The organism is Persicitalea sp. (assembly GCF_041751555.1).
Taxonomy (GTDB): Bacteria; Bacteroidota; Bacteroidia; order Cytophagales; family Spirosomataceae; genus Persicitalea.
In genome coordinates, this window is record NZ_JBGSXF010000314.1 from 14514 (window position 1) to 36910 (window position 22397).

Annotated in this window: 19 protein-coding genes; 11 read left to right on the forward strand and 8 right to left on the reverse strand. The window is 51.2% G+C overall.

The features are described 5' to 3' along the window. The first annotated feature begins 92 nt into the window (after positions 1-92). Both ACEW8P_RS11300 and ACEW8P_RS11305 read left to right on the forward strand, forming a co-directional pair. Positions 93-1316 (forward strand): DUF3472 domain-containing protein, encoded by a 1224-nt coding sequence (locus ACEW8P_RS11300; protein WP_373513185.1) that lies wholly within the window; start codon positions 93-95, stop codon positions 1314-1316. 28 nt (positions 1317-1344) lie between these two features. Further along, positions 1345-4107 carry an outer membrane beta-barrel protein gene (locus ACEW8P_RS11305; protein WP_373513186.1) on the forward strand — a complete coding sequence of 921 codons (2763 nt, stop codon included), beginning with the start codon at positions 1345-1347 and terminating at the stop codon, positions 4105-4107. Between the two features lie 75 nt (positions 4108-4182). Here ACEW8P_RS11305 and ACEW8P_RS11310 read toward each other — a convergent pair whose 3' ends face one another. The 4 genes from ACEW8P_RS11310 to ACEW8P_RS11325 form a co-directional block, all read right to left on the reverse strand. Beyond that, a complete protein-coding gene (locus ACEW8P_RS11310; protein WP_373513187.1) occupies positions 4183-4734 on the reverse strand; it encodes a DUF2721 domain-containing protein in 552 nt (183 codons plus the stop codon). 85 nt (positions 4735-4819) lie between these two features. Beyond that, a complete protein-coding gene (locus ACEW8P_RS11315) occupies positions 4820-5578 on the reverse strand; it encodes an SDR family NAD(P)-dependent oxidoreductase (protein WP_373513188.1) in 759 nt (252 codons plus the stop codon). A gap of 87 nt (positions 5579-5665) precedes the next feature. Then, a complete protein-coding gene (locus ACEW8P_RS11320; RefSeq protein ID WP_373513189.1) occupies positions 5666-9421 on the reverse strand; it encodes a PAS domain-containing sensor histidine kinase in 3756 nt (1251 codons plus the stop codon). A gap of 59 nt (positions 9422-9480) precedes the next feature. Continuing rightward, positions 9481-9858, reverse strand: a complete 378-nt coding sequence (locus ACEW8P_RS11325; protein ID WP_373513190.1) for a HesB/IscA family protein — start codon at positions 9856-9858, stop codon at positions 9481-9483. Positions 9859-9936: 78 nt separating this feature from the next. Between ACEW8P_RS11325 and ACEW8P_RS11330 the strand changes: the two genes are divergently transcribed. Both ACEW8P_RS11330 and ACEW8P_RS11335 read left to right on the forward strand, forming a co-directional pair. After that, positions 9937-10455: a hypothetical protein gene (locus ACEW8P_RS11330; protein ID WP_373513191.1), complete on the forward strand. Its 519-nt coding sequence runs from the start codon at positions 9937-9939 to the stop codon at positions 10453-10455. 111 nt (positions 10456-10566) lie between these two features. After that, complete coding sequence (locus tag ACEW8P_RS11335; protein WP_373513192.1) at positions 10567-12972, forward strand: endonuclease MutS2; 2406 nt, start codon at positions 10567-10569, stop codon at positions 12970-12972. 115 nt (positions 12973-13087) lie between these two features. Here the strand turns inward: ACEW8P_RS11335 and ACEW8P_RS11340 are convergent, their stop codons facing one another. Continuing rightward, positions 13088-14347, reverse strand: a complete 1260-nt coding sequence (locus ACEW8P_RS11340) for a sugar MFS transporter (RefSeq protein WP_373513193.1) — start codon at positions 14345-14347, stop codon at positions 13088-13090. Positions 14348-14584: 237 nt separating this feature from the next. On the opposite strand from ACEW8P_RS11340, the gene ACEW8P_RS11345 reads away from it, so the two are divergent. From ACEW8P_RS11345 to ACEW8P_RS11360, 4 genes are all read left to right on the forward strand, one after another. Next, a complete protein-coding gene (locus ACEW8P_RS11345; RefSeq protein WP_373513203.1) occupies positions 14585-15721 on the forward strand; it encodes a Gfo/Idh/MocA family protein in 1137 nt (378 codons plus the stop codon). A 220-nt stretch (positions 15722-15941) separates the two neighbouring features. After that, on the forward strand, positions 15942-16151 hold the full coding sequence (locus ACEW8P_RS11350) for a DUF2007 domain-containing protein (protein ID WP_373513194.1): 210 nt from the start codon (positions 15942-15944) through the stop codon (positions 16149-16151). Beyond that, the gene (locus tag ACEW8P_RS11355) at positions 16132-16965 is read left to right on the forward strand and encodes a phosphatidate cytidylyltransferase (protein ID WP_373513195.1); all 834 of its coding nucleotides are present in this window, start codon (positions 16132-16134) and stop codon (positions 16963-16965) included. Before ACEW8P_RS11350 ends, ACEW8P_RS11355 begins: the two co-directional genes overlap by 20 nt. Positions 16966-17162: 197 nt before the next feature. Beyond that, positions 17163-17876 carry a carboxypeptidase-like regulatory domain-containing protein gene (locus ACEW8P_RS11360; protein WP_373513196.1) on the forward strand — a complete coding sequence of 238 codons (714 nt, stop codon included), beginning with the start codon at positions 17163-17165 and terminating at the stop codon, positions 17874-17876. A 117-nt stretch (positions 17877-17993) separates the two neighbouring features. On the opposite strand, the gene ACEW8P_RS11365 is transcribed toward ACEW8P_RS11360, so the two are convergent. Next, positions 17994-18821 (reverse strand): UDP-2,3-diacylglucosamine diphosphatase, encoded by an 828-nt coding sequence (locus ACEW8P_RS11365; RefSeq protein ID WP_373513197.1) that lies wholly within the window; start codon positions 18819-18821, stop codon positions 17994-17996. Positions 18822-19063: 242 nt separating this feature from the next. Here ACEW8P_RS11365 and ACEW8P_RS11370 point away from each other — a divergent pair, with 242 nt between their 5' ends. The 3 genes from ACEW8P_RS11370 to ACEW8P_RS11380 all read left to right on the forward strand — a co-directional run bounded on the left by ACEW8P_RS11370 (position 19064) and on the right by ACEW8P_RS11380 (position 21981). Then, on the forward strand, positions 19064-19693 hold the full coding sequence (locus ACEW8P_RS11370) for a sensor histidine kinase (protein WP_373513198.1): 630 nt from the start codon (positions 19064-19066) through the stop codon (positions 19691-19693). A 28-nt stretch (positions 19694-19721) separates the two neighbouring features. Beyond that, positions 19722-20483 (forward strand): LytR/AlgR family response regulator transcription factor, encoded by a 762-nt coding sequence (locus tag ACEW8P_RS11375; RefSeq protein ID WP_373513199.1) that lies wholly within the window; start codon positions 19722-19724, stop codon positions 20481-20483. Positions 20484-20574: 91 nt separating this feature from the next. Beyond that, positions 20575-21981 (forward strand): OmpA family protein, encoded by a 1407-nt coding sequence (locus ACEW8P_RS11380; RefSeq protein ID WP_373513200.1) that lies wholly within the window; start codon positions 20575-20577, stop codon positions 21979-21981. 4 nt (positions 21982-21985) lie between these two features. Here ACEW8P_RS11380 and ACEW8P_RS11385 read toward each other — a convergent pair whose 3' ends face one another. Both ACEW8P_RS11385 and ACEW8P_RS11390 read right to left on the reverse strand, forming a co-directional pair. After that, positions 21986-22177 (reverse strand): DUF4177 domain-containing protein, encoded by a 192-nt coding sequence (locus ACEW8P_RS11385; RefSeq protein WP_373513201.1) that lies wholly within the window; start codon positions 22175-22177, stop codon positions 21986-21988. A gap of 37 nt (positions 22178-22214) precedes the next feature. After that, positions 22215-22397: hypothetical protein (locus ACEW8P_RS11390; protein ID WP_373513202.1), on the reverse strand; the 183-nt coding region annotated here is incomplete at its 5' end.

Here is a 22397-nt window from a genome sequence, read left to right on the forward strand (position 1 = left end):
CCCGAAGAATACTTCATCGAGCGATGATCCACTCTCTCATCCTTTCTCTTACCTGTGTTCTGCTTAGCTGTTCGACAGTCACGTACCCCAAAATGCAAAGCAGTACCCGGATTTACGTCCCATTGGGCGGGAATTCCTGGATAAAAGCGGCCGACACCGAAAAGGTCGGTGAATTGGGGTTGACTGATTGGCGCAGCCCGAAAGCAGCGATCGTGACCTACGTGCGGTTGGCCAAACCCGGCAAGGTCAAGGCATTCCTGGATGGTGAAATAAAGGCAGGCAGTACAATTAGAGCTACTATCGGAGATAAATCCGTCGTTCAAACTTTCGAGCAGGAAAGCGAAACTGAACATTACCTGGGTGAGTGGGAAGTCGAAAAACCAGGCTATCTGGAAATTGTATTTTCCGGCGTGCAAAAGACGGCTGAAACTTTCGGCCAGGTCAAGGGTTTGGTTTTGGCAGGAAGCGCGGTAAACGATTCGGCGTCCTTCGTCAAGAATAATGAGGACAATTTTTTCTATTGGGGACGGCGCGGTCCTTCGGTTCACCTGAACTACCCTACCGACGAGCGGTCAAAAATCGAATGGTTCTACAACGAGGTCACGGTACCCGAAGGCCAGGACGTAATTGGCTCCTACTTTATGGCCAACGGCTTCGCGGAAGGGTACTTCGGAATGCAGGTCAACTCAGCCAGGGAGCGACGGATTCTGTTCTCGGTATGGAGTCCTTTCAAGACCGACGACCCCAAGTCAATTCCTGAGAATCAGCGAATCTCCTTACTCCGAAAGGGGAAGGATGTCTACGCAGGAGAGTTTGGTAATGAAGGCGCTGGTGGCCAGAGTTATTTAAAGTTCAACTGGCAGGCGGGCGAAACCTACCGCTTCCTGCTGCGGGGTCAGCCTTCCAACGACAGTACGACTACCTACACGGCATACTTTTTTGCCCCAAAAATTGGCAATTGGCAACTGATCGCCAGTTTTAGGCGTCCCAAAACCTTTACGCATCTGAAAAGGTTGCATTCCTTTCTGGAAAACTTCTTGCCAAAAACTGGGAATGTGAGCCGCCGGGTATATTTTGGCAATCAGTGGGTTCGTAGCCAATCAGGGCAGTGGATGCCGCTGATGCGCGCTAAGTTTTCCGCCGATGCCACCGCCCGAAAAGGGTATCGCCTGGACTACGCCGGAGGAGTTGACCAAAACCAGTTCTATTTGCAGAATTGCGGTTTTTTTGATGAATATGTGAACATAGGGCAAGAATTTCAAAGAAAAAGCATTGTCAATCAGACACCCGGCATAAATTTTGTCAACCTGCCCTAGTTATCAATTTTACACAACTAACGTTTTCATGCCTCTTACCATTAGAAAGAATTTAAAATTCTACCTACTTCTTCAAGTTGCCCTTTGCTTATTAGGTCACCAGTCCTTCGCCCAACGCTTTTCTATCAAAGGCAGCGTGCAAAGTGAAGCGGACCGATCGGCTATGCCGGGTGCTATCGTCACGATTCAGTTGTCCACGGACCAGCAGCCAACGGATGGCGTTTCGGCTGACGCCAATGGTGAATTTTCATTCAATAAAATGGCGGCAGGGTCTTACCTGGTCAAAGTCAATTATTTGGGGTTTAAACCTATTTCCAAAGCCGTAGAGATTGAAAACTCCTCAGTCGATTTAGGGACACTACTTCTGATCGAAGAGGCCAACGACTTACAGGAGGTGCAAGTAATCGGACAGGTGGCCACCGCCATTCAGAAAGGCGACACGACTGAGTTCAACGCCGCCGCCTTCAAAACTGCCGCCGACGCCAGCGCCCAGGATCTCGTCCAGAAGCTGCCCGGTGTGACAATGGAGGACGGCAAGGTGCAGGCGCAGGGCGAGGACGTGCAGCAAATCCTGATCGACGGCAAGCCGTTCTTTGGCACCGACGTGGCTAAAGCATTGCAAAGTCTGCCTGCCGAAGTGATCGCGAATATTCAGGTATTCAACAAGAAAAGCGACATGGCAGAAATGACCGGATTCGCCGACAACGACGAAATGAAAACGATCAACATCGTGACCAGGGAGGATCGCCGCCGGGGGCAGTTCGGCAAGACGACGGTAGGCTATGGCACCAACGACCGCTACATGGCGGGCACAAGCATCAATCTGTTCAATAAAGACCGCCGTTTCACCGTTACGGGCCTGAGCAACAACATCAACACGACCAGTTTCAGCAATGAGGAGGACAATTCCAGGGGTGGGCGTCCGCGCAGCGGCATCATCAAGACCAACCTGGTGGGCGTCAACTACTCCGATATGTGGACGCCTAAGATCGAGGCCAGCGGCAGCTACACCTATACCAACCAAAATAATTTTGGTCTCGAATCGAAGTTTCAGCAGTTTATCAGCGTGGCCGACTCGGGCCGCACCTACGCCGAAAATAGCCGCAGCACTGAAAAAGACGGCATCCACGAGGCAGATATGCGCATCGACTATAAGATCAATAAGCAGAACCGAATTTTGCTTCGTCCCCGCCTGAGCATCCGGCGGGGCGACGATGCCAACTACTTCCTGGGCCGCACCGAAAACGAGAACAGCCCCCTCAACCAGACCGAAAACACGACCGATGCAAACAGTGGCAGCGTGAGTTTCAACAACACGCTCTATTACAGCCATCAGTTTGGGAAAGAGGGCCGTAACGCCACTTTCCGGCTGAGTACGGGGTTCAGAAACAGCAACAGCGAGCGGTACCGCCTGGCCGACAACGAGTATTTCCGCCAACCCGATCGCAACCAGATTCTCAACCAGTTTACCGACTTCGACGGCAAGGGCTTTTCCTGGGAAGGCAAGATTTCGTACACCGAACCCTGGGGTAAAAACGGCCGGATGCAGCTGGAACACGAGCGCGGCAACCGCTACGACGACTCCGACCGCCGGCTCTACGATTACAGCGAGTTCACCGGGGATTACTCAAACCTTAATGTGGGGCTGAGCAACAGCTTCAAGAGTGACTACCTCACCGAAGAGACCGAACTCGGCTACCAGTTCCGTAACGACAAAATGCGGTTGCAGGTTGAGGCTGAGTACCAGCGGGCCAGTCTGCGAAGTGACCAGCTTTATCCCGGCGAGTTCGAGATTAATCGCGACTTCAAAAATGTGCTGCCCTCAGTGCGCTTCGAGTACAATTTCACTAAGTCCAGCAACATCGAACTCGACTACCGCTCCTGGACCGACGCGCCGTCAATCAGTCAATTGCAAAACGTCTATAACATTTCCAATCCGCTCTACGTCCGCACGGGAAATCCGGGCCTGGTACAGTCGGTACAGAATCGCATCCGGGGTCGCTACCGGGCGCGCAATCCCGATAATGATCACACCTTTTACGCCAGTCTCGAGGCGTCGGTGGTGCCCAACTACATCGCCAACAGCACCCTGACGGCCCGCAGCCCCATACCGCTTACGGCCACCGACACGCTGCAAGTGGGTTCGCAGCTATCAAGGCCCGTCAACCTCGACGGCTACCGAACCATTCAGTCATTTATCAACTTCGGTCGGCCCGTTAATTTTATCAAGTCGAAATTTAGTACCTACGCTTACGTCACCCACACCCGACTACCCAGCCTGATCGACTCGATGACCAACTATACTTCCAATACCGGATTCCGGCTGGGCGCGTCGTTGAGTAGCAACATTAGCGAAAACGTGGACTTCTACGTTTCGACCCGCTCGGGCTACAACACGGTGTTGCGGTCTTTGCGCAAAACTTCGGAGAATTTTTTCAGCCAAAGTTCACGTGCCCGGCTGACTTGGGTAATCTGGAAGGGACTGGTCTATCGCACCGATCTCAATCATCGCCTGAACACAGGGCTTTCGGCGGGCTTCAACACCAACTACCTGATCTGGAATATGAGTATCGGAAAGAAGGTGTTTGCTAATCAGCGCGGCGAAATCAGCTTGAGCGTCTTCGACCTTTTGAAGCAAAACATCAGCATCCGCCGCAACGTGACGGACATTCTGGTCGAGGACGTACAGTCCAACGTTTTGCAGCGGTACTTCATGCTGACTTTCACCTACAATCTGCGGCATTTCAGCGGCGGGGCCAAGAGCGAGAAGGATTTTGAGCGGGGAGATTAGATGGACAAAAAGGATTCATTTGCTGGGCCAAACCAGAAATAAGAATTTCTTGGTTCCCAGCCTCACTCCTCACTTTTAGCTGCTCCGCCGCCACCAACGCGCCTTCTGTTGCTTTGAGAGCATCTTGAGGTTCGTTTTGAAGTAGTGCAGCGTTTCGTTCATCTCCCGATTGATGGCAAGGCGAGCCAAAGTCGATTCCTGGATTAGTAGTACGCTGGCGTAAAACAACATGCTGGCTCCTACTATGCTCAGTACCACCGGAAGCCAGGGCCGCTTGGGATTAATTACGTCCAAAATACCCAGGCTCAGGCTTGTAGCGATGAAAACGCCCAAAGCCAGGTACAGCGTAATCAGGGCCCTTTGCAATAACTTGGTACGGTGGGTAGCTTTATTTAAAAGATAAAAAAGCAGAGAAACCTCTGTTTCTTTTTCTTCCGTTTCCTCGGCCCTCACTAAGGCCCTCAGTTCATCAGCCAAATTGCGACTGCGCTCGATAACAGCCGTCAACCGGGTAGAAGTGGTCGTGATCAATGACCCACAGGCCAGAATCAACACCACCGGAGCGACCATCGACGACAGAATTGTCATCGTTTGTGATAGTTTGGTAATGGTCAGCAATTCTTCCATGAGGTCTAAATACTTACTCTAAATCTAAGGACAAGTGGAACGTTAACGCTCACTAAAAACATAATTTTCCGCTATCCACCGTCAACTAAATCGTCGTCCCGCCATCCGCCGTGTAAATCCCGCCCGTGCAGTAACCAGAAGCGGGCGAAGCCAGGAACAGCGTCAGCCGGGCAATTTCCTCGACGGTTCCCATGCGGGCGATGGGTAGGTACTTTGTAAAACGATCGAGCGTTTTCTCGTCCTCCCACAGTGCCTGGCTGAACTTGGTTTTGATCAGGCCCGGACAAACGGCATTGACGCGGATACCATCGCTGCCCAATTCCTTAGCAAGTACCTTCGTGAGCATATTCAGTGCAGCTTTGCTGACACTGTACATCCCTAAACCCGCGTCGGGCGTTAGACCAGCAATGCTGCTGATGTTGACGATGCTACCGCCCCCGCGTGCCTTCATGCTGGGCTGCACGAGTTTGGTCAGTTCCAGTACTGACTGCACATTGACCTGCATGATTTTGTCGAAGGCACTTTCGGGAAATTCCAGTGTAGGGCCGTAGTGCGGATTGGCGGCAGCGTTATTTATCAGAATATCCACGCCGCCATATTCTTCGATTGTCTTTTCGACCAATTCCTGCAACTGCACCCGGTCGCCCACGTGAGCGGCGATCGGCGTCACTTCTGAACCGTGTTCACGCATTTCGGCAGCCAGGGCGTCCAGGTCAGCCTGCTTGCGACTGCTAAGAACTACTTTGGCCCCGGCGTCGGCCATGAAGCGGGCGATGGATTCACCGATACCTTTACTGGCTCCGGTTACGATGGCGACTTTGTCGTTGATTTGGAAGGAGTACATGGGGCTTATGGATTGAAAGTTTATGAGTCTATAAATAAGGAAGTTGCAGAACCAGTTCTTCTACCAATCCCTCGACTCATAGACTCCCTAACTCACAAACTCCCTTTGAACCAAAGGTAGCGATAAGAAAAATGTCGTTCCAGTACCTTCCTCCGTTTCGAACCATATACTGCCCCCAGCGTATTCGATGATACGCTTAGCCATCGCTAATCCCAAGCCAGTGCCGCCTTCACGAGTAGTGAAGTTGGGCAGAAAAACGCGGCTCCTGATATTCTGCGGGATACCCGAGCCGTTGTCCTTCACCTCCACCATCACCGCTTCATTGTGCTTGTAAAGTTTCAGCGTGATTTCAGTGGGGCGTGAGTCAGGAACCGATTGCTGAGCGTTGATGATGAGGTTGCTGATACTGGCTCCAAACTGCTGGCGATCGCCACTTACGTACAGCGGACCGGGGGCAATTTCGCGGCTGAGAACTAGGTTTTTGTTGCTTGAATATAATTCGTAGGCCTTATTGAGTACGGCCGTCACCTCAAAGACCTCGTTCTGTGGCGGTGGCATCCTGGCGATGTCCGAAAACGACTGGGCAATATAGCCGATGTTGTCTATCTGCTCGATGACCGACTCCATCGCGCGACTTACTTTGGCCAGGGCGTCGGGGTCGTCGCGGCGGATGGTGCGCTGTAATTGCTGCAGCGTGAGCTTCATCGGCGTGAGCGGATTCTTGATCTCGTGCGCTACCTGCCGCGCCATCTCGCGCCAGGCCGACTGCTTTTCGGTAGAGGATAGCTCCTGCTTGCTTCCTTTTAAATTGACCAGCATCTGATTGTACTTTTTGATCAGGGTACCGATCTCATCGTTGGAATGCCAGGGTATCGGCTCGTTGAGCTGATCGAGGTTCGTTTGGCTAATTTTGCGAGTAAGTACTCGAAGAGGGTCGATGAGTAAGTTGGCGGCCAGGTAAGACACAAAAAGAAAAATAAGCAGCATAACCGTGAACACGATCAATACCGAAGCCACAATGTCGATAATCTGGCGGTCAAGGCTTGGCCTGGCGTCGAAGAAAGGAATGCTCAATACGCCCAGCAACTGCTGATCGTACGATTTGAGGCCCGCGTAAGCCGTGCTGTACTGTTTGTTACCTATTGACTCATCGAGCAGTACCTGATTCTCTTTCTGCTCAATGATTTGCTTGCGGGCCATTGGATTGATGAGCCCGGAAATCATGCCACTTTGGTACACCAAGGGCTTCGAGGACAAAAGCATACGTCCAGTGGTGTCGTAGAGGTTTATGTCCAAATCCGCATCGCGGGAAATTTGCTGAATCTGCTGCTCGAAATAAGCCTGGCTCATGCGACCCTGCCCGTAATCGTCGATCAGGCCAAGTACGTTGGCCGAAATATTACGAGTATTGCCCAAGTGCGCATTTTCCTGGTTGGTCTGGTAATTATTACTAATAACACGCAGCACGAAGAAAAGTACGATCAGTAGCGGCAGAATAAAGGCGGCATTGAGCAGTACCTGAATCTTGGTCGAGAAAGTGAGGGGTAAATCGTTCAGTCCGTAGCGCAGCGCGTGGCTGAATATCGCCAGCGATACCACCACGACCAGAATAAGGTAAAGAAAGGAGAAATTAGCCAATAGCCCCCGCCAACCCCAGGCTTTGGACGAGACCACAATGAGGCGATCGCGGGTTCCCGACTGCCCGACGTGCCGATAGCCGTGGTGGATGATTCCTCGTTGATTCAGTTCCGGATCTTGCAGAATAGCTTCGGGAAATTTCCGCTCGTAGTTGTAGGAACCACTGCTGTACAGTTGCCGCCCACCTTCAAAGATGGCGTAGCTATATTCCCTGGTTTCGGGAGCTTGCGCAAATCCTTCATCCAGGGGCAGTTCGGGAAAACGGCTGCTGGGCATCCGCCGCCGCTGCCGCAGGTCGAGGACGATATAACCCAGTGGTCGATCGCCCTCGCCAAGCCTAATGAAACTGACGTAATGCTTGCGGCTTTCCCGGTCAGAAACGGCCTCCGCGATGGTATCAAGTGGGGCGGGTAGACCAGCCTCATCAACTAGAAATACCGCTGGATTGTCGGTGGCGTTGTTCGCCCGTTGGTACCTTGTCCGGTAGTAGGTGTAGTCTCGGGCTGCGTCACTGTCATCTAACGGATTGCCCGCGGCGTCGAACGACAAGACCTCTATATCGTACTGGCTCAGATAATCATCAAGATAGTTGGCCTTAACGCGTTGTTGAACAATTTCGCGGGCCAGCGGTATCTGGTTTGAAAATAATGCCATGAGTTCGGAATCATTGGCAATCAAGTCTCGGTTTTTTTCCAGCAAAAACTCCGTAAAAAGATCGTTATCGTTCACGAACTGCCGCCCGAATTCCTTTTTGTTAAGTACATCTTTCTTTTCTTCCTGGTTTTTCGCCACGTAGGTAGTCATTAAGGCGCAGACTAGCGCACCAAGGAAATAATACACCGTGGTGGGGTACCTGAAACCGTAAAAGGCGCGTGGCAGACGCGTCAGATAAAGAATAGCGGTGTAAGCCAGGTGCGCCAGAAAAATCCACTCGAAAGATATCCCCATAAACCAGGTACCCAACACGGCCAGAAAACCACTTATCAGCATAACGGCTAATCCCGGAATGTGATCCGGGTTAAGTCGAATAAACAAACTGACCAGCAGATGAGTGACCATAAAGTATATGGCTGAAAGAACCACAAAGATCGCCAAGGCGGTAATTTTCAGTGCTCCAAACGAGATGCTCAAAGTAATGTCGAGGGTGAAAAACGATTCCCCGTAGATGCCGACTGATTCCTGATAGCAGAGGTAGTACGCCACGTAGCCAGTCAACAAAATCAGCAGCGAAACCAGCCCCTGAAATACGCCATCGCTGCGCGTAAGCCGCCGATAAGTGATGGTTCTAAAATAGATTCCATTGACATACATCAATACAAACAGAACACAAAGACAATTGAGTAGCAGGTCGCCCAAGGAAGGGGCAAGCGGTGAACCCTGGTAGTTTTGAGGATTGAATACGGAGCCTTCATGAAAAGCCAGGGGAACGGAGAATCGCAGCATCAATCCCCGAACAACCACGATAAAAATCATCAGCACGACCAATCCCAGGCCATAGCGATGCCGAGTCCGAAAGTAGCGCACCGACAACACCACGTGAATACCCAGAAAAAGCAAAGCCAGCGACCCCAACACCAGGGTCTGGAATGGTACAGACCGATTGTGATATACCGATTCGTCGGGTGAAGAGACGTAAAACAGCGCCTTACCCTGAGCATCGAGGATAGGTCCTCTGCCATTACCGGGTGCGAGATCAAGGGAGCGGGGGGCTACGGGAAAAATTCCGGGGTCGTAACCCGAAGCCGGGTTGTTGCTCTCATTTTTGAAATAAGAATAAAGCGGGATGGCGGTAAAAAGCTCGTAGCGCGTACTTGCGATATTTCTCCGCTGCGCCAAAAGCAGAAATTTTCCCTGAGCAGTTTCGATCGCCTTCGCCTCGGATTGAACTGCCGATAGCACCCCATAGTCGAAGACATAGCGGTAGTCCGACCAGACCAGCAGACTGGAGTTCTGGTAAAGGTAGTAAGGAGATGTATTGTCCAGCAGCAAATCGGAGAAGGGCTTGTCGGCGGAGGCAGGTAACAAACCCATAGTCTTCGCCATATTCTGTTGTTCCTCTGCAACTTGCGATTGAATTCGCGCTTGCACTGAGTCCAGATATGTTTCGCTACCACTCCCCTTTTCGACGTAAAAAAACCCGATCGCCGCTATCAAAGCCACCACTGCCGCCAGCAGAAAAATATTTTTTTTAAAGAATTTGGACACCGTTTTTGGGCTATTAACAACTGACCATTGACCTAAAACCGTGCCAAAAAGAGGGTAACTTATTTCTGGTTTTGGGTTGAGTTTTCGCTTTCAGTACTTATGGTGAAGCCGGCCCCCGCTTCGCCCTGCTCATAATCGACCGTAACGCCCAGGACATACATCAGGTGGCGGCGATCAATCAATACTTTGATACCCTCGACCCGATACAGACTGTCTTCGACAGTGGGTGTGTCAAATCCCAGTAAGTAGGTGGCACTACACGCACCGCCACGCAGTCCCACGCGCAAACCGTAGTCGTCGGGAATTTTGTTGGCGGCCAACGTTTCCCGGATTTCAGCCTGCGCCCGTTCGGAAATATGAACCGGAGCGGCCAGCGCGTTGTTTACCTCTGGCTCTCCGGAGGTAGTTCCTGCCAATTCTGTCGTTTCTGTTTTCATGTTATTTCATATAAAAACCTAACGGCGACGGTAACAGAGCGTATTTTTGCGCCTGATTTTTTTATCAAACCAAAACTCATGGAATTATATTCCCTCCTGACTTTAATTGCCGTCGCACTGATCGTGACATTTGGCCTTTACCTGATCCTCACCACGCTGGCCGAGAAGATTTTTGAGAAACAAAGATGGGACATAAAGTCCAAAAACACCGAAATCGTGCTGCCGCTGCGTCTGCAAGCCTATGAGCGCATCTGTCTGTTCCTGGAACGCATCACGCCCAATCAACTACTTCTGCGCACGGCGGGTTCGGCCAGCAATGCACTGGAATTTCAGCAAATTCTGCTGCGCGAAATCCGGGAGGAATTCAACCATAACCTGGCCCAGCAAGTATATATGAGCAACGATGCCTGGGAGCAGGTCAAGAAAGCGGTGAACGAGGTGCAGTCGCTCATCAACCAGGCCGCGTCCGACGTGGACGCCGAAGCTCCCGCCAACGAACTCGGCAAGCGTATCTTCGAACGCGTCATCCAACAAGAAACCCAGCCCTGCACCGTGGCATTGCGGATCGTGAAAGAGGAAGTGCAGCGAATATTTTAATTTTGAATGAGTGAATGATAGAATGAGTGAATATCGGACACCGAATTCATTTTTATTCTAGCGCAGCGGCGCACCGCCATTCACTCATTCGCCCATTCTATCATTGAATAAGTGCTTTACCCCCCCAATTTAGAACATAAACTCGGCTTTGACCGCTTGCGGGAGTGGCTGAAAGAAGCTTGCATCAGCCCGCTGGGACGAGCCTTTGTGGATAAGATTCGCTTTTCCGATAATTTCGGATTGGTCGAAAAACTCGTGGGTCAAACTGCCGAAATGCAGCAGATCATGCAATCAGGCGGCGACTTTCCGACCCAGAACTACCTGGACGCCACGCCCTACCTGCGCCGCGCCGCTGTGGAAGGCACCATGCTGATACAGGAGGAGTTTTTTGATCTGAAAACATCCTTGAATACTATCAGCGGATGTTTACGTTTTTTTGCCAATCAGTCGCCCGAGTCCTTTCCATTGCTTGGCGAATACGCCGCTACCATCCGTGTGGAGCGCAGCGTGACCGACGCCATCGAACGCATTATCGACGAGCGCGGGCTAATCCGTGACAACGCCTCGCCCGAACTGGCCCAGATCAGGCGGCGGCTCATTTCCGAGCAAATCGCCGTCCGTAAAAAACTGGATGGAATGCTGCGCACCGCCAAAAGCAGCGGGTGGGTGGCCGACGATGTGTCGTTGACGATTCGCAACGGGCGGCTGGTGATTCCCATCGCCGCCGAACACAAGCGCAAGTTCAGGGGCTTTATCCATGACGAATCTTCTACGGGGCAGACGGTCTTCATCGAACCCACCGAGGTGCTGGAAACCAATAACGCCATCCGCGAGCTGGAATACGAAGAGCGCCGCGAAATCAACCGCATCCTGATTCGCCTGACCGATCAGCTCCGACCTTTTCTGCCCGAACTGCATAAAGCTTACCAGTTTTTAGGCCTCATGGATTTCCTGCGGGCCAAAGCTAAACTGGCTTCGCAGATGAACGCCATTGCTCCTAAGTTTGAAAACAAAACGATGGTGGACTGGCGGGCAGCACGGCATCCACTGCTGCATTTGGCGTTTCAGAAACAGGGAAAAAGCGTAGTGCCGCTCGGCCTGGAACTGAGCGCCAAACAGCGCATCCTGATTATTTCGGGTCCCAACGCGGGCGGCAAATCGGTATCTTTAAAGACGGTCGGCCTCATTCAGTACATGTACCAATGCGGTCTATTGGTACCCATGCGGGAGGACTCAACGATTGGTTTTTTCCAAAACATTTTTATTGATATCGGCGATGAGCAATCCCTAGAGAACGACCTTAGCACGTATAGCTCGCACCTTACCAACATGCGGCACTTCCTGGCGATGGCCAACAAGCGGACGCTATTTCTAATCGACGAATTCGGGACAGGTACCGAACCGGGCTTAGGCGGGGCCATCGCCGAGGCCATTCTGGAAAACCTGACCCGCTCGGGGGCTTATGGCGTCATCAACACTCACTATACCAATCTGAAAGTACTGGCCGACAAGACCGAGGGGCTCATCAACGGCGCAATGCGATTCGACGGTGAGCATCTGGAACCGCTCTACCAACTGGAAATTGGTAAGCCGGGTAGTTCGTTTGCTTTCGAGATTGCGTCCAAGATCGGGCTGCCGCGCGATGTGGTGGAGCAAGCCAAGCAGAAGTTGGGAACGCAGCAGGTGAATTTTGAAAAACTCCTGAAAGAGCTGGACATCGAGCGGCGGGTTTTTGCCGAGAAAAATATGGAGCTGGGCATCAAGGAGCGCAAACTTGCCCAGCAACTTGTTGAATACACCGCCCAAAAAACTACCCTGGACAACAACGAAAAGCGCATCCTCAATGAGGCTAAGCAGAAGGCCAAACTGCTGCTGAGCGACACCAATCAGCGCATCGAGAATACCATTCGCGAAATCAAAGAGAACAAAGCCGAACGCGAAACTACGAAGCAAGTGCGGGCGGATTTGGAGCGGTTTACCAAGAAAGAACTCAAACCCGAACCCATCGCGGACTTGCCTTCGAAGGTAAAAATCGAAGCAGAGAGCGGAGCCATCGAAGTGGGTAGTTTTGTAAAAATCAAAGGACAAACCGCCGTAGCGGAGGTACTGGTTATGAAAGGGAAGGACGTCGAGGTGCGCATCGGCGAGCTAAAATCTAACATCAAGCTGAACCGCCTGGAAAAGGTATCCAACAAAACCTACCGCGAAATCATGGGTGAAACAAATTCTCGCCCGGCCATGAAGGGCGTGGACCTAAACGAGCGGCAGCAGAACTTCAGCTTCAACCTCGACATCCGGGGCAAGCGTGGCGAGGAAGCCCAGGGCGTCGTGGATCAGTTCTTCGACAATGCTGTGATGCTCGGCTACGACGAAATCCGCATCGTACACGGCAAGGGAGACGGAATTCTGCGTACCCTAGTCAGAAACCACCTGCGCGGTTATAAGCAAGTTGCTTTCATGCAAGACGAGCACGCCGACCGCGGCGGCGCGGGCGTGACGGTAGTGAAGATGCGGTAGTTTCAAGTGTCATCAATCAAATTCTTTCGTTTGAAGACCGCAAAAAAAACCTCCGGAAAGCTTTGGAGCTTTCCGGAGGTTGATGGTAAAAAACAGGCTAGCTGCCAAAGATAAATTACAACTGCGGCTGCTGCAACACCTCCGACTCCGGGAAGCTATGCATCCCCTTCGCCTTACGCGCCCGCACCCAGAAAAGTAGAACAGTGAAAGCCACCACCAGAATAATGGGGAAAGTGGTCATATTCAGGAGCGTCGCCTGACCCGCCGCCAGTTCCAGCGCATCGCCTGTCAAGCCTTCCGACGCCATGGTAGTGCGGTGGTCGTCGATCCAGCCGCCGATAATGGGTTGGAAAATGGCCGTCGAGAACATCCCCACGCCGCCCACGATGGACATGCCCAAAGCGCCGCTCAATGGAATTTTCTCGGCTACAAAACCGATCATAGTCGGCCAGAAATAGCACACGCCCAAAGCGAAGAATATCGCCGCGACGTAAGCCATAGCGCCAGTCTGGCTGCTGAACATGAAAATACCGATTGTGGCAAATACAGCCGAACCAAGCAGTACGCCCGTTTGGCCAAACTGCCCGATTACTGGCCCTGCGAAGAATCGCCCTACGGCCATCAGACCAGTGACCAAAGCCAGAATCAACAGCGGCTCAGCTCCGCTCTTGCTCAGGATAAGAGCAGTCCATTGCTGCGGCCCGAACTCGGAAATAGCGGTGAGCGCCATACAGGCAAAAATAAATAGGAACAGCGGATTGAGCATCGCCTTGAAGTTCTCGGAAAGCGACATAGCACCTTCGACCTTCGGCTGCGGGAAAGCTTGTCCCCAGAAAAGGAAAGCATAGATCACCGTTGGAATCATAATAATCCAGATTTGCGCCTGCCAGCCTAGGCTCATGTTGGTCATAACCAATGAAATAAGACTGCCGACCACGATACCACCGGGGAACCACATGTGAAAACGGCTCAGCATTTTGTTCATTTTCAAACCCGCGTAGGAGTCGGCAATCATGGGGTTACAGGCCGCTTCGGTGCAGCCATTGCCGATGCCGATGCAAAGCGTAGAGATGAGCAGACCCGAGTAGCCACCTGCGTAGATCGTAAGGACGATACCAAGAGTGTGCATTACGAAAGCAACCATCATAATAATACGCGGTCCGACGGTATGATACACCAAACCGCCCACGATCATAGCAATCGGAAAACCGAGGAACCACATGGAATTGATGAAGCCCAGTTGCTCGGCGTTAAGTCCGAACTCTTCTCCCAGTTGTGGCAGGATACCCGCTCGAATGGCGAATGAGAAGGCCGTGGTGATAAGCGCGAAGCAACTGCCCAAAAACAGGCGATTCGCGTTGACATTTTGATTCATAATTAGACTGGTTTAGTTGAAAAGGATGGTTTAGATTAGTTTTGGGTAAGTGGGTTTCGTGCAATTTTTTCTAAAAAAACGGAATACCCCCCATTTCTACTAATATTTGGGAAGGCTGCGCCCGATTTTTTTATCTTGCTACCTTTGTAAGTAGTAAGAGTGGCCCCTGCTACTCCTTTTCCCACAAATATTCTTTTACAAAAACCACAACCAACCACGATGCCAAGAAAAATCCGCATGGGAATGGTAGGAGGCAGCCTCGACGCCTTCATCGGGGCCGTACACCGCCGCGCCGCGATCATGGACGGCGAAATCGAGCTCGTCTGCGGGGCGTTCAGTTCCAGTCCTGAGAAATCCAAAGCCACCGGAGAAGCCTTATATCTGCCCGCCGACCGGGTGTACGCCAACTTCGAGGAAATGATCCAGAAGGAGAAGGAGCTGCCCGAAGGCGAGCGCATGGACTTCTTGTCGGTCGTCACGCCCAACCACGTGCATTTTGCTCCCGCCAAAATGGCCCTCGAAAATGGCTTCCACGTAGTGTGCGACAAGCCCCTAACCCACAAAACCGAAGACGCCGAAGCGATGGTCAAAATCGTGGAGGACAGCGGCCTGGTTTTCTGCCTGACCCATAACTACACAGGCTATCCAATGGTGAAGGAAGCCAAAGCCCTCATCGCTGCGGGGGTACTTGGCGAGCTGCGCAAGATCATCGTAGAATATCCACAGGGCTGGCTCTCGACGCTAGTCGAGGCTACTGGCCAGAAACAAGCTTCCTGGCGCACTGATCCCGAAAAATCGGGCGCGGCGGGCGGCCTGGGCGACATAGGTACCCACGCCGAGAACCTGGCCGAGTACATTACGGGCCTTAAAATCACCGAAGTTTGCGCCGACCTGACGATCTTTGTCGAAGGCCGCAAGCTTGATGACGACGCTAACGTGCTGCTGCGCTTCGACAATGGTGCGAAGGGAATCTTGCAGAACAGCCAAATCTGCAACGGGGAAGAAAATGACTTGAATATCCGGGTTTATGGCGAACTTGGCGGCCTGGAATGGAATCAGATGGAACCCAACACACTTTTCCACAAGGTGCAGGGCAGCCCCACACGGATTCTGCGCACGGGCGTCGGCAACCTGTCGGAGGCAGCGCAAGTCAATACACGTTTTCCAGCGGGCCACCCTGAAGGCTATCTGGAAGCCTTCGCTAACCTCTATCGGAATTTCGCGATGGCCGTCCGCGCGCATTGGGAGGGCAAAGAGCAAGACCCACTCTATGACTTCCCCGATGTTCATGACGGCCTTCGAGGCATGAAATTTATCGATACAGTATTAGCGTCGGATAAGTCGGAGCAGAAATGGATGAAGTTTATTGTTTAATCGTGGAACTGTGTGATCGACGTTGAGGGGGTAGCCTTCGGTGTTCTCTTTTAATTTTGAACAGATGTCAATTATGCATGAGTGGGGAACAAAGAACTGACGAATGCTCCTATTCAAGATTCAACATTAGATAAATAAATACCAATTCTGCTAGGCTCACCAAATAATCATACGACCGCGCGGGCGGCCTCGTCAACATTTCAACGATTAACCAACAACCATGGATAACTGGACTAATATACTAACGACTAAAACAGCAGCGCGGGCAGAGATCGCCCGGGGAATCCTGGAGCAGAATGGCATCAACGCCGTTTTGATGGACAAGATCGACAACTACTCCAACCACTTCGGCTACGTCGAGGTACGGGTGCCAACTGAGAATGCCGAAGCTGCCAAAACCATTTTAGCCAATGAGATCACGCCTGAATAGCCTCAATAATCTTGAACAGCGGATTGTTGCGGGTATTTTTGGGGTAGTGGTCATCGTGGGTTCGATTCTGTACAGCGACCTGACCTTCGTATTGATGGTCAGCCTGTTGAGTATGCTTACGCAGTTGGAATTTTACAAACTGCTGGGCTTAGACGGCAACCTGCCACTTACCTACTACGGAACGATCTGCGGCGTGGCTCTGGTCGTGCTGACTTATGTAGTTGAAAAGGGATTGATCGGCTTCGAGAACTACTTCCTCATCAGCCCACTGCTGGCGATGATCTTCTTTATCAAGTTGTATAAAAAGAATGATCTTAAGCCCTTCACCAACATCGGCTTTACATTTTTGGGGCTCATTTACGTAGCCCTGCCATTTTCGCTCATCATCGTGATGGCGATGCGGGGGCAAGATTACAATCCCGAAATCATTCTCGGCAGCCTGCTGCTGCTGTGGGCGACCGATATCGGGGCCTATTTCGCCGGAACCAAGTTCGGCCGTCGTAAGTTGTTCGAGCGGGTATCGCCAAAAAAATCCTGGGAAGGCGCCGTAGGCGGTGCATTTTCCGCTGCTTTTATTGCATTTTTGCTGGGGCTGTATTTCCAGACCTACGAGCCCTGGCAGTGGTTTTGCATCGGAGCCATAATCGTCGTGACGGGTACTTATGGCGATTTAGTCGAGTCGCTTTTCAAGCGCAGCATCGCTATCAAGGACTCGGGTAGTAGCATCCCAGGTCACGGTGGTTTTCTGGATCGTTTCGATGGATTACTGCTTTCCGCGCCGTTCATTGTTACTTTTTTAAAACTTTTTTCCTAGTCAGGGCAACCTTTCTGGTAAAAAATGGAACAATGAGAGGAACATCGGGACGTTTGATAAAGGGCAATAGGCTGTGTACAGTTAGCCCTAAGCTTTGTAAAAAATAACTGATAACATCGGCCGAGAAGTTAGCCACAAATTATCTTTGAAAATTAAGCCTACAGCATAAAGCTCTTGGCTAATAGCTCTACATCTTAATGAAAAGTACCCTTCTCGTTTTATTTATAGTAGCGGCCACGAGCCTATTAAGCCAGAAAGTGTTGGCTCAGGGCGAACAGAAAGCGATCATCTTTACGGGCGTTGTCGTAGCCGGCAAGAATACGGAGCGGCTGCCGGGGGCGTACATATTCATTCCCCGCGCGGGGCGTGGTACTCTGACCAATAACGTGGGCTATTTTTCCATTCCGGTATTTCCCGGCGACAGCATCGTATATAGCTACGTAGGCTACCGGACACAATATCACGTTATTCCCCGCGACTACAACGCCCCTACCTACTCCGCCATCATTCAGATGCAGGAATCAGTGACGATGTTGGCCGAAGTGCGTGTGTATCCCTACGCCACCGAAGAAGAATTCAAGAAGGCTTTCCTGGCATTGAAACTACCCGATCAAGTGGATCGAGACGCCCTAGCCCGTAGCACTGACATCGACTACATCAACCGCTTGGCCGCCCAAATGCCTAACAATGCCCAGACCAACTACCGCTACACGATGGATCAGCAGCTATTCGGCCGCGAATCCGCCGCCAACAAAGGCTTCGCTACAACCTTCCCATTCCTGAATCCCTTCGCCTGGGGCCGCTTCATCAAGTCGGTGCAGGACGGCGACCTGAAACAGAAAGATTTCCGCAAGGAGTTAAATCAAACGCCCAGGGAGAGTATGTCGCGGCAGGATTTTATTAAGAAATAAGGTATGGAGCGACAAAGTAACAGAGCGACAAAGTTTCAAAGTGAAGGGCTAAAATGACGGTCAACATTTTTCGGATTTCCTTTATCTCTTGATCGACAGGTTGGTGTAGAACGCCGTTTAACCGTTAACCTTTGACCGTTGACCCTCTTCCCACTCTAACAACGCCACCCCTCCCCCACCAAAAACCGCATAAGTTTGCTGATTCACCCACTCGCCTAAATTGATGTAGCGGCTGGTTTCCGATACTTTCAGGTCGAGCGGCAGGTGGCGGTGGCCGAAGATGTAGTAGTCGTGCGGACTGATATTTTCGACCTCCTGGCAATAGAGGAAAAGCCATTCCTGCGTCTCGCCTTTGAATACTTCTTCCCCCTTTTTGGTATTGGAAATTCGGCTTTGCTTCGACCAGGTTTGGGCGATACGTAGTCCGACATCCGGGTGTAGTTGCCGGAAAGACCACCGCGCCAGCGGATTCTCGAATACTTTTTTTAAGCCTTTATAGATATGGTCACCCGGCCCCAGCCCGTCGCCGTGGCCGACCAGCACCCTGCGTTCAGCACCTTCGGCGCCGGTAACGACGTAGCGCACGGGCGCGCGGTGGATGGTCGCGCCGAGTTCATGGGTAAAGTAGTTTGACATCCACATGTCGTGGTTTCCCGTGAAGAAAACCAGCTCGATGCCCGCGTCGGCAAGTTCCGCCAATTTCCCCAGTAGCCGAATGAATCCTTTGGGAACGGCGTGTTTGTACTCGAACCAGAAATCGAAGATGTCTCCTACCAGGAAAATTACTTGCGCGTCGGCCCGGATGCTTTCCAGCCAGCGCACGATTGTCGCTTCGCGGACTCGGCTCGTCTTCGGGTCGGGAGCACCGAGGTGAAAATCGGACGAGAAGTACAGGCGTTTGCCAGTTTGTAAGGAAATGGACTCGGTGGGGAAATTTGCGGTCATGGAGCTAAAACAAACGAAGCCGCAAGTTAGGTGTTTGCGGCTTCGGTTCATAAAATCACCACCTCCGAGAAATAACCTGACTTCTCCAACTACCTTGTTAAAGGTACAAACTGCTCATTTGGCCTTTTATCAATAAAAAATACCTTCTATTTTCGAAGAAACCACCTGGCCCTCTTACCGCGCCGGCGGAGCGGGCTTACGAACCCACTATGACCCTCGATTTAAATTTACAAATGGCTGAAATGGAAGCAAAGTTACTGCGGGCGCAGTTCAACTCGCACTTTTTATTCAACAATCTCAACGCCATTAATTATTGCATTTTGCAAAATGATAATCAGAAAGCATCAACCTACCTGACGCTTTTTTCTAGATTTCTACGTCGCATTGCGGGGAGTCCGCAAAAAGATTTTATTAGTTTTTCCGATGAAATAGAAACGCTTAGCCAATACATTCAGATCGAGAATCTGCGCTTTGGTAGTAGCATTCGGCTGGCGGTTGCTACCGACCCGGCAATCGACTTTCGGGGTGTTTGGATACCCTCGCTGATTCTGCACAGCTATGTTGAGAATATGATTTGGTGTAACCTCGAATCCCAAACCGAAGAGGGTATTTTGGCACTGAGCCTAAAAAGAAAATCAGGAAAATACCATATCTTGCTAGAAACGAACGGAGTAAGCCTTGATAAAACTCACAAACTTAGCCCGCTGAGTACTCGGGAAACTGGATTGAAGCTAACACTGGAACGGCTACAACTCCTGAACGAGCGCTACGGTACTGATCTAAAAATCACGAAAACCAGATCCCCTGCTTCTAAGCCAGGCAGCGGGTTAAGGTTATCATTCACACCCTTCATACCCCAGGCTCTGACTTGAATTTGCCACCCTATACACGTTAAAAAAGATGAAAGCTATTCTCGTCGATGACGAAAACCACTGCACCGAAAGCCTCGCCATTTTGCTAAAGAGCCACTGTCCCGCAGTGGAGGTGATCGGCAAATATAATCGATCGGAGGAAGCCTTGCCCGTGCTGGACCAGGAAACGTTTGACGTGTTATTTCTGGACATCGAGATGCCCGTCTACAACGGCTTTGAACTGCTCAATCGGCTTTCCAACAAGTCATTCGACATAGTATTTACGACAGCCTACGATCAGTTTGCCGTCAAGGCGTTCAAGTACAGCGCGTTCGATTATTTGCTCAAACCTATCGACTCTACAGAATTGAAAGAGTGCGTTGCCAAACTCGGCGAGAAGAAGCGGCAGGGTGATCTGGAAGACCAACTCGACTTCCTGCGCTCGGTGCTGGTACGCGAGCAACAGGTACCGAAGAAGATCGCGCTACCTACTACCTCGGGATTGGAATACGTCGAGATTGCCGAAATTATTCGCTGTGAGTCGGACAGCAACTACACCCGAATCTTCCAAGGCGAAGGCAACCCCACGCTGATCTGCCGTACTTTGAAAGAGGTAGAAGAACTGCTGGAAGGCGCCAATTTTGCCCGCATTCACCACTCACACCTCATCAATCTGGATCATCTGAAAAAGCATATCCGCTCCGACGGTGGCTACGTAGTGATGTCCGATGGCAGCGAGATCGGTATCTCCCGCAGTCGCAAAGGTATCCTGGACAATCTGCTTAAAGTAAGGTCTTTTCGTAATCAATAACGGAGCTTTTAAACTACCGTTTACTCAAATGCAGGCTCGCCTTAGCCAGATATTTTTTATATTTGAAACTAACACAATCAACAAGGACCTCATGAAACGATTCAAAATTGGTATTCTCATGTTAATCATGTGCGCTCTGGCGACGGTCGAGGCATCCGCCCAGATAGTCATTCGCAATCCGAAACGAACTGCCGAGCGCCAGGCCGAGAGCCGCGCCAACCGTCGCATCGACCAAACCATCGACAAAGGTTTCGATAAGTTGGAAGAGGGGATTGGGAGTATTTTTAAGAAGAAAGACAAAAAGCAGAACGACGGCAAGCAAGGGGAAAACGACGGGAACCAAAGCGACGACCGACGTTCGGCCGATGGTAACAATGATAGCAACGGCGGGGGACGGATGTCGGGCGGCGATGTGAACGCTGGCGGTAGTTCGGCAGCTGAGCCGGAAAAGGCGGCCTTTGCGTCGTTCAGTAAATTCGACTTTGTGCCGGGTGAGAAGGTAGTGGCTTCCGAAGATTTTTCTCAGGATGCTATCGGTGATTTCCCGGCTAAATGGAACACTAACGGAACCGCCGAGGTAGTGACTATAGAAGGCTACGATGGCAAGTGGCTGATGCTCAAGCAGACGAAAAACGCCTCCTTTATTCCGGATTTTGTGAAAGATTTACCAGAGAACTTTACGCTCGAGTTCGATGTAATCTACAACAATTGGGAGAAAGCTTATGCCTACCAGCAACGCCTTTACGTTACGTTTCACGAGACGGAAAAGAATGACGCGAGAATTCAAGACGTAGCAGCGGGCCGTGGGGCGGTCTTTTTATTCGATGGCTCTATGGGGGCGGGCAAAGTCCATCTGCATCAGACTGCCGAGAACGGTCACCATACCGAATTGCAAGGAGATCGTGACATGGACAACGTCATAAATCCCGACAATAATGGCAAGATATTTCACGTAGCGATGTGGCGGCAGAAACAGCGGCTACGGGTTTACGTAGATGAGTTGAAAGTCTTCGACCTACCCCGTATTTTCCCGACGGACGTCAAGCTGAACGCCATGAGACTACACTCCCAGCTGTCTGAAGATGACGATCAGATGTTTCTTTCAAATATCCGCCTTGCAGTCGGGGCACCCGATACCCGCTCCAAGTTAATCACCGAAGGGAAGTTCGTCACCACGGGAATCACTTTCGATGTCAACTCGGCCAATATCAGGTCTGAATCCTACGCCGTGTTGAAAGACATCGCCGAGACTTTAAAGGAAAATGCTTCAGTCAAAGTCAAAATTATCGGTCATACTGATTCCGACGGCGAGGAGGCCGCCAACCTGGCATTGTCCAAAAAACGAGCCGAGTCAGTTAAGGAAAAGCTGGCGAGTGAGTTCGGCATAGATAAAGGCCGCCTTGAGACAGACGGTAAAGGCGAAACTGCACCCACTGCCGATAACGGCACACCCGAGGGAAGGGCAAATAATCGGCGGGTGGAGTTTGTGAAGATGTGAGGAGCTAAAATGAGCTTCCTGCCTGCTTGGACATTGTGACGTACATGCACAGCGTGAGCCAAACTGTGAAGCCCTGCTGTACGGAAATCAACTCCCATCCATCAGCCGACTTTTCGTTGATCAATTTCTGGGCCTTTTCCAACATCTTGCTGGATGACCAGGTACCTGAAACCTGAAATATTTGGTGCTGTTTCATGTATATTATGGATTGGGGTAGTTGTTACTGTGTTCATTCACTCCGGCAATCGATATCGAATCTCCACGGTTGTCCCGGCCACTTCACCTTCTGAACTTACTAAATCACGGACGTCGATTTCGATTTGGGAGGAAAAATTCTTGTTAAAAAGCTCCACGCGCTTGTTGGTGATCTGCATCCCGAACGACCTTTTATTAGTCGCCGAGCGGCTCTTCATATC

Excerpts from the sequence above, each read along its gene's own strand:
- ACEW8P_RS11350 (WP_373513194.1), top strand. The coding sequence starts at position 15,942 with ATGGATAACTGGACTAATATACTAACGACTAAAACAGCAGCGCGGGCA.
- ACEW8P_RS11310 (WP_373513187.1), bottom strand. The coding sequence starts at position 4,734 with ATGGAAGAATTGCTGACCATTACCAAACTATCACAAACGATGACAATT.
- ACEW8P_RS11325 (WP_373513190.1), bottom strand. The coding sequence starts at position 9,858 with ATGAAAACAGAAACGACAGAATTGGCAGGAACTACCTCCGGAGAGCCA.
- ACEW8P_RS11380 (WP_373513200.1), top strand. The coding sequence starts at position 20,575 with ATGAAACGATTCAAAATTGGTATTCTCATGTTAATCATGTGCGCTCTG.
- ACEW8P_RS11300 (WP_373513185.1), top strand. The coding sequence starts at position 93 with ATGCAAAGCAGTACCCGGATTTACGTCCCATTGGGCGGGAATTCCTGG.
- ACEW8P_RS11360 (WP_373513196.1), top strand. The coding sequence starts at position 17,163 with ATGAAAAGTACCCTTCTCGTTTTATTTATAGTAGCGGCCACGAGCCTA.
- ACEW8P_RS11340 (WP_373513193.1), bottom strand. The coding sequence starts at position 14,347 with ATGAATCAAAATGTCAACGCGAATCGCCTGTTTTTGGGCAGTTGCTTC.
- ACEW8P_RS11385 (WP_373513201.1), bottom strand. The coding sequence starts at position 22,177 with ATGAAACAGCACCAAATATTTCAGGTTTCAGGTACCTGGTCATCCAGC.
- ACEW8P_RS11370 (WP_373513198.1), top strand. The coding sequence starts at position 19,064 with ATGGAAGCAAAGTTACTGCGGGCGCAGTTCAACTCGCACTTTTTATTC.
- ACEW8P_RS11330 (WP_373513191.1), top strand. The coding sequence starts at position 9,937 with ATGGAATTATATTCCCTCCTGACTTTAATTGCCGTCGCACTGATCGTG.
- ACEW8P_RS11305 (WP_373513186.1), top strand. The coding sequence starts at position 1,345 with ATGCCTCTTACCATTAGAAAGAATTTAAAATTCTACCTACTTCTTCAA.
- ACEW8P_RS11315 (WP_373513188.1), bottom strand. The coding sequence starts at position 5,578 with ATGTACTCCTTCCAAATCAACGACAAAGTCGCCATCGTAACCGGAGCC.
- ACEW8P_RS11375 (WP_373513199.1), top strand. The coding sequence starts at position 19,722 with ATGAAAGCTATTCTCGTCGATGACGAAAACCACTGCACCGAAAGCCTC.
- ACEW8P_RS11345 (WP_373513203.1), top strand. The coding sequence starts at position 14,585 with ATGGGAATGGTAGGAGGCAGCCTCGACGCCTTCATCGGGGCCGTACAC.
- ACEW8P_RS11355 (WP_373513195.1), top strand. The coding sequence starts at position 16,132 with ATGAGATCACGCCTGAATAGCCTCAATAATCTTGAACAGCGGATTGTT.
- ACEW8P_RS11365 (WP_373513197.1), bottom strand. The coding sequence starts at position 18,821 with ATGACCGCAAATTTCCCCACCGAGTCCATTTCCTTACAAACTGGCAAA.